The organism is Serratia sp. 22278, from assembly GCF_052045405.1.
Lineage (GTDB): Bacteria > Pseudomonadota > Gammaproteobacteria > Enterobacterales > Enterobacteriaceae > Serratia > Serratia marcescens.
In genome coordinates this window covers 118,920-133,012 of sequence record NZ_JBQEOW010000007.1, presented here as the reverse complement: position 1 = coordinate 133,012, position 14,093 = coordinate 118,920, and the positions used below count along the sequence as shown (strand labels likewise).

The window sequence follows — 14,093 nt, the reverse complement described above, 5'->3', positions numbered from 1 at the left end:
CTTTACAATAGCGCCGTCTCAACGGGGTGCGGAGAGCCGGGCCGCCTAATAAGCCCGATTTTCCGCTGAGAGCACACCCGTCGAACCTGATCCGGTCAATACCGGCGGAGGGATTTGAGCCCAGCGAACCGGCGACGCCGCCTCGCCCCCTCAGATGCCCTTGCCCCCTTATTTTTCAGGAGTGCAACGTGGTCAAAAAATATCTGCCCTGCTTCTTGCTGCTGTGCGCCGCGCCGGCGTTCGCCAAGCCGACGCTGACGGTTTACACCTACGATTCCTTCGCCGCCGACTGGGGCCCTGGTCCGGCGGTGAAAAAAGCCTTCGAAGCCGAATGCGGCTGTGAACTGAAGTTCGTCGCGCTGGAAGACGGCGTCTCGCTGCTGAACCGCCTGCGCATGGAAGGCAAAAACAGCGCCGCCGACGTGGTGCTGGGGCTGGACAACAACCTGCTGCAGGCGGCGCAGCAAACCGGCCTGTTCGCGCCGAGCGGCGTCGACACCGCCAAGCTGACGGTGCCGGGCGGCTGGCAGGACGCGACCTTCGTGCCTTACGACTACGGGTACTTCGCCTTCGTCTACAACAAAGAAAAACTGAAGAACCCGCCGAAAAGCCTGCAGGAGCTGGTCAGCGGCGACCGCAACTGGAAAGTGATCTACGAAGATCCGCGCACCAGCACGCCGGGGCTCGGCCTGCTGCTGTGGATGCAAAAAGTGTATGGCGACAAGGCGCCGGCCGCCTGGCAGCAGCTGGCGAAGAAGACCGTCACCGTCACCAAAGGCTGGAGCGAGGCCTACGGCCTGTTCCTGAAAGGCGAAGGCGACCTGGTGCTCAGCTACACCACGTCTCCGGCCTATCACCTGATCGAAGAGAAAAAAGACCTTTACGCCGCCGCCACGTTCAGCGAAGGCCACTACCTGCAGGTGGAAGTGGCGGGCAAGCTGAAAGCCGCCAAACAGCCTGAGCTGGCCGAGCGCTTCATGCAGTTCATGGTGACGCCGGCATTCCAGAACACCATCCCGACCGGCAACTGGATGTACCCGGTGATCAACACCCCGCTGCCCGTCGGTTTTGAGCAGATGAACGTGCCGCAGACCGCGCTGCAATACAGCGCCGAAGAGGTGGCCAAACAACGCGGCGGTTGGATCCGGGCATGGCAAACCGCCGTCAGCCGCTGATCCCCCGCTGGCTCTGGCCGGGGCTGCTGGCCGCCGGCGTGATCCTGCTGGTCGCCGCACTGGCGATGGGCTCACTGTGGCGTCACGCGCCGGACAGCGACTGGCGCGGCCTGTGGCAGGACAGTTACCTGTGGCACGTGGTGCGCTTCACCTTCTGGCAGGCGCTGTTGTCGGCGCTGATTTCGGTGCTGCCCGCCGTTCTGCTGGCGCGTGCGCTCTATCGCCGCCGTTTCCCCGGCCGGCAGCTGCTGCTGCGGCTGTGCGCCATGACGCTGGTGCTGCCGGTGCTGGTGGCGGTGTTCGGCCTGCTCAGCGTCTATGGGCGCCAGGGCTGGCTGGCGACGCTGTGCGGCTGGCTGGGCGTCGAGTATGGCTTCTCGCCCTACGGGCTGCAGGGCATTCTACTGGCGCACCTGTTCTTTAACCTGCCGCTGGCCACCCGCCTGTTGCTGCAGGCGCTGGAGAACATTCCGGTGGAGCAGCGCCAGCTGGCCGCCCAACTGGGGATGAACGGCTGGCAGCAGTTCCGTTTCGTCGAATGGCCGGCGCTGCGTCGCCAGATCCTGCCGAGCGGCGCGCTGATCTTCATGCTGTGCTTTGCCAGCTTCGCCACCGTGCTGTCGCTGGGCGGCGGGCCGCAGGCCACCACCATCGAACTGGCGATCTACCAGGCGCTGAGTTACGACTACGATCTGGGGCGTGCCGCCATGCTGGCGCTGATCCAGCTGGGCTGTTGTCTCGGGCTGGTGTTGATCAGTCAGCGCCTGAGCCAGGCATTGCCGGTGGGGCATACCCACGCCCAGCGCTGGCGCAATCCGGAAGACAGCCTGTGGCGGCGCATCAGCGATTTTCTGCTGATCGCCGCCGCCCTGCTGCTGCTGCTGCCGCCTCTGCTGGCGGTGATCGCCGACGGCGCCAATCAGGCCATTGTCAGCGTGCTGCGCCAGCCGGTGCTGTGGCAGGCGCTGTTCACGTCGCTGCGCATCGCCCTCGGCGCCGGGCTGCTGTGCGTGGCGCTCACGATGATGCTGCTGTGGAGCAGCCGCGAGCTGAAACTGCGGCAGCAGCTGCACGGCGGCCAGGCGCTGGAGCTGAGCGGCATGGTGATCCTGGCGATGCCGGGCATCGTGCTGGCCACCGGCTTCTTCCTGCTGCTGAGCGATACAATTGGGTTGCCGCAGTCGCCCTATGCGCTGGTGATCCTCACCAATGCGCTGATGGCGGTGCCCTACGCGCTAAAGGTGTTGGAGAACCCGATGCGCGACCTCGCCGAACGTTACAATCCGCTGTGCCTGTCGCTGGATATCCGCGGCTGGCAACGGCTGCGGCTGATTGAGCTGCGCGCCCTGCGCCGCCCGCTGGCGCAGGCGCTGGCCTTCGCCTGCGTGCTGTCGATCGGCGACTTCGGCGTGGTCGCCTTGTTTGGCAACGAGCATTTCCGTACCCTGCCTTTTTACCTGTATCAGCAGATTGGCGCCTACCGCAGCAACGACGGGGCGGTGACCGCGCTGCTGTTGCTGCTGCTGTGCTTCCTGTTGTTTACCCTGATTGAACGCTTACCGGGCCGCCATGCTGACGCTTGAAAAACTGACCTACCTGTATGAACACCTGCCGATGCGCTTTGATCTGCGCATCCAGCCGGGCGAGCGCGTCGCGGTGCTCGGCCCCAGCGGCGCCGGTAAAAGCACCTTGCTGAGCCTGATCGCCGGTTTTCTGCCGGCGGCCAGCGGCCGGCTGCTGCTGAACGGCGAAGACCACACCGCCACCCCGCCGGCCAAGCGGCCGGTGTCGATGCTGTTTCAGGAGAACAACCTGTTCGCGCACCTGACGGTGGCGCAGAACATCGGGCTGGGGTTGGATCCCGGTCTGCGCTTGACTGAACAACAGCGCCAACAGCGGGAGCACATCGCCCGTCAGGTCGGCCTGGAAGAGCACCTGGAGCGCCTGCCGTCGCAACTTTCCGGCGGCCAGCGTCAGCGCGCCGCGCTGGCGCGCTGTTTGATTCGCCAACGGCCGATCCTGTTGCTCGACGAACCCTTCTCGGCGCTCGATCCGGCGCTGCGCAACGAGATGCTGCAGCTGCTGCAAACGGTATGCGAACAGCGCAACCTGACGCTGCTGATGGTGTCGCACAACCTCGACGACGCCGCACGCATCGCGCCGCGCACGCTGCTGGTGGTCGACGGCCGCATCTATTACGACGGCACGACGCAGGCCCTGATGGACGGCAGCGCGCCCGAAGCGCGCGTGCTGGGCATTTCGGGCAAAGCGTGATCTGACGCGCGTTTTTTATGCTGCGCCAATAAACCTGTTGTGCGAATTTTGCGCCTGTGTTTTTATAAAAACCTGACTTTTTTTACTGATGATAAGGTTCCCTGTGATCGCATCCTCGCTGACTTCGACCCTACTAGTTACCGCGCTACCAGCCGCGGTGGTCGTCGTGCGTGTGGTGGTGGTCGTCGGCAATGCGCCGTAGGGTCCGAATCAACGCATCGATTCCCAAACCCCGCCGGCGCAAACCGGGCGGGGTTTCTTGTTTTAGCACCCTGCCCAGCAAAGCTCACCGGCCTTGAGAAAGGACAGGAACATGGCAACTTCGGGCACGCCTCAACCGAGTACCCGCTTCACCGGCGCACAATTGATCGTTCATCTGCTGGAGCGTCAGGGCATTACCACCGTCGCCGGCATTCCCGGCGGCGCCGCGCTGCCGCTGTATGACGCGCTGAGCCAAAGCACCCGCATTCACCACGTGCTGGCGCGCCACGAACAGGGCGCGGGCTTTATGGCGCAAGGCATGGCGCGCGCCAACGGCAAGGCGGCGGTGTGCATCGCCTCCAGCGGGCCGGGCGCCACCAACCTGGTCACCGCCATCGCCGACGCCAAGCTCGACTCCATTCCGCTGGTGTGCATCACCGGTCAGGTGCCCTCCTCGATGATCGGCACCGACGCCTTCCAGGAAGTGGATACCTACGGCATTTCCATCCCGATCACCAAGCACAACCATCTGGTGCGCGATATCCGTGAACTGCCGCAGGTGATTGGCGACGCCTTCCGTATCGCCGAGTCCGGCCGCCCCGGACCGGTCTGGATCGATGTGCCGAAAGACGTGCAAACCGCCACCATCACGCTGGAAGAGCTGCCGCCGATCGCCGTGCCGGACGCCGCTCCAAGCTTCGATCCGGCGCTGGTTTCGCAAGCGGCCGCGATGATCAATCAGGCGAAACGCCCGATCCTCTACCTGGGCGGCGGCATCATCTGCGCCGACGCCCACCGGCAAGCGGTGGAACTGGCCGAACGCGCCGGTCTGCCCACCACCATGACGCTGATGGCGCTGGGCGCGATGCCGGTGGAACACCCGCTGTCGCTGGGCATGCTGGGCATGCACGCGGCACGCAGCACCAACTTCATTCTGCAGGAAGCCGATCTGCTGATCGTGCTGGGCGCGCGCTTCGACGATCGGGCGATCGGCAAAACCGAGCAGTTCTGCCCTAACGCCGCCATCATTCATGTGGATATCGACCGCGCCGAGCTGGGCAAGGTCAAACAGGCCAACGTGGCGATCCATGCCGACGTCGGCCAGGTGCTGCGCCAGCTGCTGCCGCAGATCGACACGCAGCCGCGCAGCGCATGGCTGAACACCGTCAATGACCTGAAACGCGAATTCCCGTTCAACATGCCGAACGCCGACGATCCGCTGAGCCATTACGGCCTGGTGCTGGCCGCCGCGCGCTGTGTGGACGACAGCGCCATCATCACCACCGACGTAGGCCAGCATCAGATGTGGGTGGCGCAAGCCTATCCGCTGAGCCGGCCGCGCCAGTGGCTGACGTCGGGCGGTCTGGGCACCATGGGCTTCGGTCTGCCGGCGGCTATCGGCGCAGCGCTGGCGGAGCCCGAGCGCAAAGTGCTGTGCTTCTCCGGCGACGGCAGCCTGATGATGAACATTCAGGAAATGGCCACCGCGGTCGAGCACAATCTGGACGTGAAAATCATTTTGATGAACAACCAGGCGCTGGGGCTGGTGCACCAGCAGCAAACCCTGTTCTACCAGCAGCGCATCTTCGCCGCCGCCTACCCGAAGCGCACCGACTTCCTGAAGATCGCCGCCGGATTCGGGCTGGATACCTGCGATCTGAACGCCGCGGAAGATCCGCAGGCGGCGCTGGCCGAGGCGATCCAACGCCCGGGCCCCTGCCTGATCCACGCGCTGATCGATATCAACGAAAAAGTATTCCCGATGGTGCCGCCGGGCGCCGCCAACATCGACATGATTGGAGAATAAGCCATGCTGCAACCACAAGATAAACCCCAAGTGATCCTGGAGCTGGCAGTGCGTAACCATCCCGGCGTGATGTCGCACGTTTGCGGGCTGTTCGCCCGCCGCGCGTTCAACGTCGAAGGCATTCTGTGTCTGCCGCTAAAGGACGGCCAGCAGAGCCGCATTTGGCTATTGGTCGCCGACGATCAGCGGCTGGAGCAAATGATCAGCCAGGTGGAAAAGCTGGAAGACGTGCTGCAGGTGAAGCGCCACAGCGAAGACGTGCGGGTATTTGAACAGTTGGAAGCGTTCTTCCAATAAGGCGAACGGGGGCTTTCGCCCCCTTTGGTCATTGACCCGACAACACCTGCCACAGCAGGTGGCGATACACCGGCATCAGCGGCTGCTGACTCAGCGCATAACCGACCGCCAGCGCCGCCAGCCAACTCAATCCGCAAACCACGCGCAGCCGCAGCGGCGTCAGCCAACGGCTCAGTCGATCGGCGTTGCGCTTACCCTCACGCCACCAACGCCAGCTCAACCATACCGCCAGCCAGACCAGCAGCGCCGCCGCGAGCAGCAGCCACTTGAACATCGCGCTGTCGGCGCCGGCGGGAATATCGATCGCCACGCCCGCCAGAATGCCGGGGAAGAAATAAACCGGCGGCCAGGTCAGGCAACCGATGATGTTCGGCAGCGCGAACTTGTACGGCGGTAAATCGAGCATGCCGGCCACCATTGGCACCAGCGGGCGCGTCGGGCCGACGAAGCGGCCGATCAGAATGGTCGCCATGCTGTGCTGGTGCAAGGCATGCTCGGTTTTGTCGAGCAGCGCCTTGTTCTTCTTCAGGAATGACCAACGGTGTAAAGGCCCCTTGAACGCGCGGCCGACGAAATAAGAGATCCAGTCGCCGAGCAGACAGCCGACGATGCCCGCCGCCCAGGCGTAGTAAAAGTCCACCTTGCCGCTGCCGATCAGCGCGCCGATGCTGGCCATCATCACCGTGCCGGGCAGCAACAGCCCCACCAGCGCCAGCGACTCCAGAAAAGCGACCAGCAGGACGACCATCAGGGTGAAAGCCAGTGACTGGGTGATCAAATCTTGTAAATAGGCTTCCATTACACCTCTGCGGATTATTCGGGCCAAACGGGGCGGAGGATTTTCCAGCGCCGCCGCTGACGAGTCAATCGATGAATTGTATGCGTATTTGGCAACGCCGCGCGGCGATGGACAATTACTGTATAAAAACCCATACTATAATTTATCTATATTAGCGCCAAAACCGACATCACGCTGAACGTCGCGCACGCCGCCCGGTGGAAAACGAAGGGGTTATGACTGCACTGCAACAGGGTTTCCTGCTCACTCGCCACTGGCGCGACACGCCTGCCGGCACCGAGGTCGAATTTTGGCTGGCGACCGACGCAGGCCCGCGTCAGCTGCGTCTGCCGCCGCAGACCTCGGTGGCGTTTATCCCCGCCGAACAAAGGCAGCGCGCGGAACTGCTGCTGCGGGAAGAGCGGCAAGTCGAACTAAAACCGCTGGCGCTGACGGATTTTCATCACCGCCCGATGCTGGGGCTGTACTGCCGCCAGCACCGTCAGCTCATCAAGCTGGAAAAACTGCTGCGGGAAGGCGGCGTTGCGGTCTACGAGGCCGACATTCGCCCGCCGGAGCGCTACCTGATGGAACGCTTCATCACCGCGCCGGTATGGTTCAACGGCAGCCCCGACGGCGGCGGCCCGTTGCTCAACGGCCAGATGAAGCCGGCGCCGGAGTACCGTCCAACGCTAAAACTGGTGTCGCTGGATATCGAAACCACCGCCCACGGCGAACTTTACTCTATCGCGCTGGAGGGCTGCGGCCAGCGTCAGGTCTATATGCTGGGGCCGGCCAACGGCGGCGATGCGCCGCTGGATTTCGATCTGGAGTACTGCGCCAGCCGCCCTCAGCTGCTGGAGCGGTTGAACGCCTGGCTGGAGCGGCACGATCCCGACGCCATCATCGGCTGGAACCTGGTGCAGTTCGATCTGCGAGTGCTGCAGAAGCACGCCGAGCGCTACCAAATCCCGCTGCGGCTGGGACGTGGCGGCAACCTGCTGGAGTGGCGCGAGCATGGCTTCAAGCAGAATCACTTTTTCGCCGCCGCCGCCGGCCGCCTGATCATCGACGGCATCGAGGCGCTGAAATCCGCCACCTGGAATTTTCCCTCCTTCAGCCTGGAGTACGTTTCGCAGGAACTGCTGGGCGAAGGCAAGGCGATCGACAATCCTTATCAACGCATGGCGGAGATCGACCGGCGCTTCGCCGAAGACAAGCCGGCGCTGGCACGCTACAACCTGAAGGACTGTGAACTGGTGACGCGCATCTTCGCCAAGGCCGATCTGCTCAACTTCCTGCTGGAGCGCGCCACCGTCACCGGGCTGGCGGCCGATCGCAGCGGCGGATCGGTGGCGGCCTTCAGCCACCTCTATATGCCGCGCATGCATCGCCTGGGCTTTGTCGCCCCCAACCTCGGCGAACAGCCGGAGGAACACAGCCCCGGCGGCTTTGTGATGGATTCCCGGCCCGGCCTGTACGACTCGGTGCTGGTGCTGGACTATAAAAGCCTGTACCCGTCGATCATCCGCACCTTCCTGATCGATCCGGTCGGGCTGGTGGAGGGCATGCGCCACCCAAGCGACGCCAACTCGGTGCCCGGCTTTCGCAACGCCCGCTTCTCGCGCAGCAAACACTGCCTGCCGGCGATCGTCGAACAGATCTGGCAGGGGCGCGAGGCCGCCAAACGCCAGCACAACAAGCCGCTGTCGCAGGCGCTGAAGATCATCATGAACGCGCTGTACGGCGTGCTGGGATCGAGCGGCTGCCGCTTCTTCGATCCGCGTCTGGCGTCGTCGATCACCCTGCGCGGCCACGAGATCATGCGCCAAACCCGCGAGCTGATCGAAGCCGAAGGGTATCAGGTGATTTACGGCGACACTGACTCCACCTTCGTTTGGTTGAAACAGCCGCATGACGAGCAGCAGGCGGCGCAGATCGGCCGGGCGCTGGTGCAGCGGGTCAACGCCTGGTGGCAACAGCATCTGCAGCAGCAGTTCGGGCTGGAGAACGCGCTGGAACTGGAGTTCGAAACCCACTATTCCCGCTTCCTGATGCCGACCATTCGCGGCGCCGAACAGGGCAGCAAAAAACGCTACGCCGGCCTGGTCGCGCGCGCCGACGGCCAGGAAGAGATGGTGTACAAAGGCCTGGAAACGGTGCGCACCGACTGGACGCCGCTGGCGCAGCAGTTCCAGCAGCAGCTCTATCAGCGCATCTTCAAACAACAGCCCTACCAGGACTATGTGCGCGACTACGTCGGCAAAACCCTGAACGGCGACTTCGACGATCAATTGGTATACCGCAAACGGCTGCGCAGAAAGCTCGACGACTATCAGCGCAACGTGCCGCCGCACGCCCGCGCCGCGCGCATCGCCGACGACTACAACCGCAGTCAGGGGCGGCCGCTGCAGTATCAGAACGGCGGCTGGATCAGCTACGTGATGACCGTCGCCGGGCCGGAACCGCTGGAAACCCGCCATTCGCCCATCGATTATCAGCACTACCTCGAACGTCAGCTGCAACCGGTGGCAGACGCTATACTCCCTTTCTTGCACGACGACTTCACCACGCTGGTCACCGGGCAGATGGGGCTGTTTTGAGATTGCGCCAGGTTAAGAAAAATCATCCGGTTTTGCAGGTGACGAACGCGCCGCCTTCCATTACCATAGCGCCCTTCCCAAAACTGAACCACGCTTAGCCCTGCCGTCTCGCGACGTCTGCATGGCGTGAACGGCTATTGCCCGCCAAATTTAAAACAAACCGGGATTAGCAGACGTTCAGTACAGGTGCCGCGGCCCTTCCCGCCCGGTAACAAGACTTACTTACAAAGAATCGAGCCGACAATATATGCCTTTTACTCTTGGTCAACGCTGGATCAGCGACACGGAAAGCGAATTAGGACTGGGCACCGTCGTGGCGCTGGACGCGCGCATGATTACCCTGCTTTTCCCCGCCACCGGTGAAAACCGCCTCTATGCCAGAAACGATTCGCCGATCACCCGCGTGATGTTCAACCCGGGCGATACCGTCAGCAGCCATGAGGGATGGCAGCTGCAGGTGGAAGAGGTGAAAGAGGAAAACGGTCTGTTGACCTATATCGGCACCCGCCTGGACACCCAGGAAAGCGGCATGGCGATGCGCGAAGTGCTGCTGGACAGCAAACTGACCTTCAGCAAGCCGCAGGATCGCCTGTTCGCCGGCCAAATCGACCGCATGGATCGTTTCGCGCTGCGTTTTCGCGCCCGCAAATACCAGAGCGAGCAGTATCGCCTGCCGTTCGCCGGCCTGCGCGGCATGCGCGCCAGCCTGATCCCGCACCAGCTGCACATCGCTCATGAAGTCGGCCAGCGCCATGCGCCGCGCGTTCTGCTGGCGGACGAAGTCGGCCTCGGCAAAACCATCGAAGCCGGCATGATCATCCACCAGCAACTGCTGGCGGGCCGCGCCGAGCGCGTGCTGATCGTGGTGCCGGAAACGCTGCAGCACCAGTGGCTGGTGGAGATGATGCGCCGCTTCAACCTCTACTTCTCGCTGTTCGACGACAGCCGCTACGCCGAAGCCAAGCTCGACAGCAGCAACCCGTTCGAGACCGAACAGCTGGTGATCTGCTCGCTGGACTTCGTGCGCCGCAACAAGCAGCGCCTGGAAGAGCTGGCGGACGCCCAGTGGGATCTGCTGGTGGTCGATGAAGCGCACCACCTGGCCTGGAGCGAAGAAGCGCCGAGCCGCGAATATCAGGTGATCGAACAGCTGGCCGAGCATATCCCCGGCGTGCTGCTGCTGACCGCCACCCCGGAACAGCTGGGTCAACAGAGCCACTTTGCGCGCCTGCGCCTGCTCGATCCGAACCGTTTCCACGACTACGGCGAGTTCGTCGCCGAACAGCAGAAATACCGTCCGGTGGCCGACGCCGTCACCCTGCTGCTGAGCGGTGAACGCCTGGCCGACGACAAGCTGAACCTGCTGGGCGAGCTGATCGACGAGCAGGACATCGAACCGCTGCTCAAAGCGGCCAACAGCGAAGGCGACAACGCCGAGCAGGCGCGCCAGGAGCTGGTGGCCATGCTGATGGATCGCCACGGCACCAGCCGCGTGCTGTTCCGCAACACCCGTAACGGCGTGAAGGGCTTCCCGCACCGCAACCTGCACCAGATCAAGCTGCCGTTGCCAACCCAATATCAGACCGCGATCAAAGTGTCCGGCATCATGGGCGCCAAGAAATCCGTCGAAGCGCGCGCGCGCGACATGCTGTATCCGGAGCAGATCTACCAGGAATTCGAAGGCGAAAACGCCACCTGGTGGAACTTCGACCCGCGCGTCGAATGGTTGCTGGATTACCTGCTGGCCAACCGCAACGAAAAGGTGCTGGTGATCTGCGCCAAAGCCGATACCGCGCTGCAGTTGGAGCAGGTGCTGCGCGAGCGTGAAGCGATCCGCGCCGCGGTGTTCCACGAAGGGCTGTCGATCATCGAGCGCGACCGCGCCGCCGCCTACTTCGCCTCCGAAGAAGAAGGCGCGCAGGTGCTGCTGTGTTCCGAGATCGGTTCCGAAGGCCGCAACTTCCAGTTCGCCAGCCAGCTGGTGATGTTCGATTTGCCGTTCAACCCGGATCTGCTGGAACAGCGCATCGGCCGTCTGGACCGTATCGGCCAGATGCACGATATCCAAATCATGGTGCCTTACCTGGAGCACACCGCACAGGCGGTGCTGGGCCGCTGGTTCCACGAAGGGCTCGACGCCTTCGAACACACCTGCCCGACCGGCCGCACCATCTACGACAGCTGCTACGAGCAGTTGATCGGCTATCTGGCCGCGCCGACCGAGCAGGAAGGCCTGGACGAATTCATCCACGCCTGCCGCCAGCAGCATGACCAGTTGAAAGCGCAGCTGGAACAAGGCCGCGACCGTCTGCTGGAGATGCACTCCAACGGCGGCGACAAGGCCCAGGCGCTGGCCGCCGCCATCGCCGAGCAAGATAACGACGTCAACCTGGTGGGCTTCGCGCTCAACCTGTTCGACATCGTCGGCATCAATCAGGAAGATCGCAGCGACAATCTGATCGTGCTGACGCCGTCCGACCATATGCTGGTGCCGGACTTTCCGGGCCTGCCGCAGGACGGCTGCACCGTCACCTTCGATCGCGATCGGGCGCTGTCACGTGAAGACGCGCAGTTCGTCAGCTGGGAACACCCGATCATCCGCAACGGCCTGGATCTGATCCTGTCCGGCGATACCGGCAGCTGCGCGGTGTCCCTGTTGAAAAACAAAGCGTTGCCGGTCGGCACTCTGCTGGTTGAGCTGGTGTACGTGGTGGAAGCCCAGGCGCCGAAACACCTGCAGTTGACCCGCTTCCTGCCGCCGACGCCGATCCGCATGCTGATGGATCGCAAGGGCACCAACCTGGCGGCGCAGGTCGAGTTCGAAAGCTTCAACCGCCAGTTGAACGCGGTCAACCGTCACACCTCCAGCAAGCTGGTCAACGCCGTGCAGCAAGACGTGCACGCCATGCTGCAGCAGGCGGAAAGCCTGGTGGAAGCGCAGGCGCGCACGCTGATCGAACAGGCGAAGCAAGAAGCGGACGACAAGCTGAGCGCCGAGCTGGCGCGTCTGGAAGCGCTGAAGGCGGTCAACCCGAACATCCGCGACGACGAAGTCGAAGCGCTGGAGTTCAACCGCCGTCAGGTGCTGGCCAACCTCAATGAAGCCGGCTGGCGCCTGGACGCCATTCGTCTGGTGGTGGTCACCCACCAGTAACCGGCGCGACATGGGGAGGCAACCGTCTCCCCGTTCGGCCCTTTTCGCGGAGCCAAGATGGAACCCTACAATCCCCCGCAGGACCCGCTGCACATCCTGTATCAGGATGAACACATCATGGTGGTCAACAAGCCCAGCGGCTTGCTGTCGGTGCCCGGCCGCGCGCCGGAGAACAAAGACAGCCTGATGACCCGCATTCAGGCCGATCATCCGGCCGCCGAATCGGTGCACCGGCTGGACATGGCCACCAGCGGGGTGATCGTGGTGGCGCTCAACAAGGCCGCCGAACGTGAGCTGAAGCGTCAATTCCGCGAACGCGAGCCGAAGAAATCCTATATCGCCCGCGTTTGGGGGCATATGGAACATGACGAAGGACTGGTGGATTTGCCGCTGATCTGCGATTGGCCGAACCGGCCGCTGCAAAAGGTGTGTTTTGACACCGGCAAAGCGGCGCAAACGGAATATCAGGTGCTGTCGCGCGACGCCGACGGCAGCACGCGCGTGAAGCTGACGCCGATCACCGGCCGCTCGCATCAGCTGCGGGTGCACATGCTGGCGCTGGGGCATCCGATCCTCGGCGACGGTTTCTACGCCCCGCCGGAGGCTAAGGCGATGGCGCCACGGCTACAGCTGCATGCGCAAGAGCTGCGCATCACCCACCCCGCCTTCCAGACGCCGATGCACTTTCGCGCCGAGCCGGATTTCTGAGCCCACCGCTCAGGGATACCCTAAATAATTCGAGTTGCAGGAAGGCGGCAACCAAGCGCAGCCCCGGGAGCGTACAAAAAGTACGTGACCGGGGTAAGCGCGGGCAGCCAATACACCTGCGGCTCGAAGTATGACGGGTATCGTTATTTGAAACCTTTCTCGCGTTTGATCAGGTCGTACGCCGCCTGGATCTCCTGCGCTTTCTGCTTGGCCATTTCCATCATCTGCGGCGGCAAGCCCTTCGCCACCAGCTTATCCGGATGGTGTTCGCTCATCAGCTTGCGGTAGGCGCGTTTGATGGTGGCGGCATCGTCGCTGCTGCGCACGCCGAGCACCTTGCAGGCATCGTCGAGCGTCGGGCCGCGCTGAGCCTGCTGATAGCCGCCCTGCGAATACCCGCCCTGCTGATCGCCGCCGAACTGACGCCCGCCCTCCATCATGCTGAGGAACTGATCGAACTGCGCGCGCGAAATGCCGAGTTCTTCGGCGATGACGTACAGCACCTGACGTTCGTTCGGGTGCAGCGAGCCGTCGGCAAACGCCGCCTGGATCTGAATTTCCAGAAACATCCGAATCAGATCGAAGCGGCCGAAACAGATGCTGCGGAACTGCTGCAGCGTCTCACGCAGCGGGAACTGGCTCTGTTTGCCCTCGCGGAACGCCTGCTGCGCCGCGGTGCGCGCTTCGCCGTGCAGCTGCAGGCGATCCATGAACAGGCTGGCGATCTGGATATCCGCCTCGGTAACGCGTCCCTTGGATTTGGTCAGGTGGCCCATCACCTGAAAAGTGGTGCGGAAAAACAGCGTTTGCCGCGTTTGCTGGTCGGTGAAAAACCCCCGGCTGCGCTTGTTGCTGCGCGCCGTATCGATCATATGACCGATAATCAGCCCCAGAACTACACCCCAGAATCCCGCGCCAGACCAGATGGCGACGATGACGCCGAGCAGTTTTCCCCAATACTGCATATACTCCTCAATTATCATGCCGAAAGCCGCCCGCTCTCCTTCGCTTCAGGAAAGGGCGCAGGCGATTTTTCCTAGAATTTGGATTATCATACCTGTCATTTATCTTTGCGCCTAACGACGACGCAAGTAAA

The 14,093-nt window shown here is 63.0% G+C and carries 11 protein-coding genes and 1 riboswitch; of the genes, 9 read left to right on the top strand and 2 right to left on the bottom strand.

Annotated features, from left to right (window positions below; translation table 11 throughout):
* Positions 1 to 12 precede the first annotated feature (12 nt).
* Positions 13 to 131: riboswitch (TPP riboswitch) on the top strand.
* 57 nt (positions 132 to 188) lie between these two features.
* From thiB to ilvN, 6 genes are all read left to right on the top strand, one after another.
* Positions 189 to 1,175, top strand: coding sequence for a thiamine ABC transporter substrate binding subunit (gene thiB / locus ACTJJ6_RS14825; protein WP_440802705.1), 987 nt, complete (start codon positions 189 to 191; stop codon positions 1,173 to 1,175).
* The gene (gene thiP / locus ACTJJ6_RS14820) at positions 1,151 to 2,758 is read left to right on the top strand and encodes a thiamine/thiamine pyrophosphate ABC transporter permease ThiP (RefSeq protein ID WP_033641246.1); all 1,608 of its coding nucleotides are present in this window, start codon (positions 1,151 to 1,153) and stop codon (positions 2,756 to 2,758) included. The genes thiB and thiP overlap by 25 nt, the downstream gene beginning before the upstream one ends.
* Positions 2,745 to 3,449, top strand: coding sequence for a thiamine ABC transporter ATP-binding protein ThiQ (gene thiQ, locus ACTJJ6_RS14815; RefSeq protein ID WP_079450076.1), 705 nt, complete (start codon positions 2,745 to 2,747; stop codon positions 3,447 to 3,449). The genes thiP and thiQ overlap by 14 nt, the downstream gene beginning before the upstream one ends.
* Before the next feature lie 88 nt (positions 3,450 to 3,537).
* Positions 3,538 to 3,651 carry an ilvB operon leader peptide IvbL gene (gene ivbL, locus ACTJJ6_RS14810; protein WP_154747116.1) on the top strand — a complete coding sequence of 38 codons (114 nt, stop codon included), beginning with the start codon at positions 3,538 to 3,540 and terminating at the stop codon, positions 3,649 to 3,651.
* Between the two features lie 111 nt (positions 3,652 to 3,762).
* Complete coding sequence (gene ilvB, locus ACTJJ6_RS14805; protein WP_028127860.1) at positions 3,763 to 5,457, top strand: acetolactate synthase large subunit; 1,695 nt, start codon at positions 3,763 to 3,765, stop codon at positions 5,455 to 5,457.
* Between the two features lie 3 nt (positions 5,458 to 5,460).
* Positions 5,461 to 5,754: an acetolactate synthase small subunit gene (ilvN, locus tag ACTJJ6_RS14800; RefSeq protein WP_016929110.1), complete on the top strand. Its 294-nt coding sequence runs from the start codon at positions 5,461 to 5,463 to the stop codon at positions 5,752 to 5,754.
* Between the two features lie 28 nt (positions 5,755 to 5,782).
* Here the strand turns inward: ilvN and ACTJJ6_RS14795 are convergent, their stop codons facing one another.
* Complete coding sequence (locus tag ACTJJ6_RS14795; protein ID WP_016929111.1) at positions 5,783 to 6,553, bottom strand: DedA family protein; 771 nt, start codon at positions 6,551 to 6,553, stop codon at positions 5,783 to 5,785.
* Between the two features lie 215 nt (positions 6,554 to 6,768).
* On the opposite strand from ACTJJ6_RS14795, the gene ACTJJ6_RS14790 reads away from it, so the two are divergent.
* The 3 genes from ACTJJ6_RS14790 to rluA all read left to right on the top strand — a co-directional run bounded on the left by ACTJJ6_RS14790 (position 6,769) and on the right by rluA (position 12,997).
* A complete protein-coding gene (locus ACTJJ6_RS14790) occupies positions 6,769 to 9,135 on the top strand; it encodes a DNA polymerase II (protein WP_193843266.1) in 2,367 nt (788 codons plus the stop codon).
* Between the two features lie 247 nt (positions 9,136 to 9,382).
* A complete protein-coding gene (rapA, locus tag ACTJJ6_RS14785; protein WP_440802712.1) occupies positions 9,383 to 12,289 on the top strand; it encodes an RNA polymerase-associated protein RapA in 2,907 nt (968 codons plus the stop codon).
* Positions 12,290 to 12,346: 57 nt separating this feature from the next.
* A complete protein-coding gene (gene rluA / locus ACTJJ6_RS14780) occupies positions 12,347 to 12,997 on the top strand; it encodes a bifunctional tRNA pseudouridine(32) synthase/23S rRNA pseudouridine(746) synthase RluA (protein ID WP_016929114.1) in 651 nt (216 codons plus the stop codon).
* 143 nt (positions 12,998 to 13,140) lie between these two features.
* On the opposite strand, the gene djlA is transcribed toward rluA, so the two are convergent.
* Positions 13,141 to 13,962, bottom strand: a complete 822-nt coding sequence (gene djlA / locus ACTJJ6_RS14775; RefSeq protein WP_440802715.1) for a co-chaperone DjlA — start codon at positions 13,960 to 13,962, stop codon at positions 13,141 to 13,143.
* Between the last annotated feature and the right edge of the window lie 131 nt (positions 13,963 to 14,093).

Coding starts and splice junctions, on each gene's coding strand:
- ilvB (WP_028127860.1), top strand. CDS start 3,763: ATGGCAACTTCGGGCACGCCTCAACCGAGTACCCGCTTCACCGGCGCA.
- rluA (WP_016929114.1), top strand. CDS start 12,347: ATGGAACCCTACAATCCCCCGCAGGACCCGCTGCACATCCTGTATCAG.
- ilvN (WP_016929110.1), top strand. CDS start 5,461: ATGCTGCAACCACAAGATAAACCCCAAGTGATCCTGGAGCTGGCAGTG.
- thiQ (WP_079450076.1), top strand. CDS start 2,745: ATGCTGACGCTTGAAAAACTGACCTACCTGTATGAACACCTGCCGATG.
- thiP (WP_033641246.1), top strand. CDS start 1,151: ATGGCAAACCGCCGTCAGCCGCTGATCCCCCGCTGGCTCTGGCCGGGG.
- ivbL (WP_154747116.1), top strand. CDS start 3,538: ATGATAAGGTTCCCTGTGATCGCATCCTCGCTGACTTCGACCCTACTA.
- rapA (WP_440802712.1), top strand. CDS start 9,383: ATGCCTTTTACTCTTGGTCAACGCTGGATCAGCGACACGGAAAGCGAA.
- ACTJJ6_RS14795 (WP_016929111.1), bottom strand. CDS start 6,553: ATGGAAGCCTATTTACAAGATTTGATCACCCAGTCACTGGCTTTCACC.
- djlA (WP_440802715.1), bottom strand. CDS start 13,962: ATGCAGTATTGGGGAAAACTGCTCGGCGTCATCGTCGCCATCTGGTCT.
- ACTJJ6_RS14790 (WP_193843266.1), top strand. CDS start 6,769: ATGACTGCACTGCAACAGGGTTTCCTGCTCACTCGCCACTGGCGCGAC.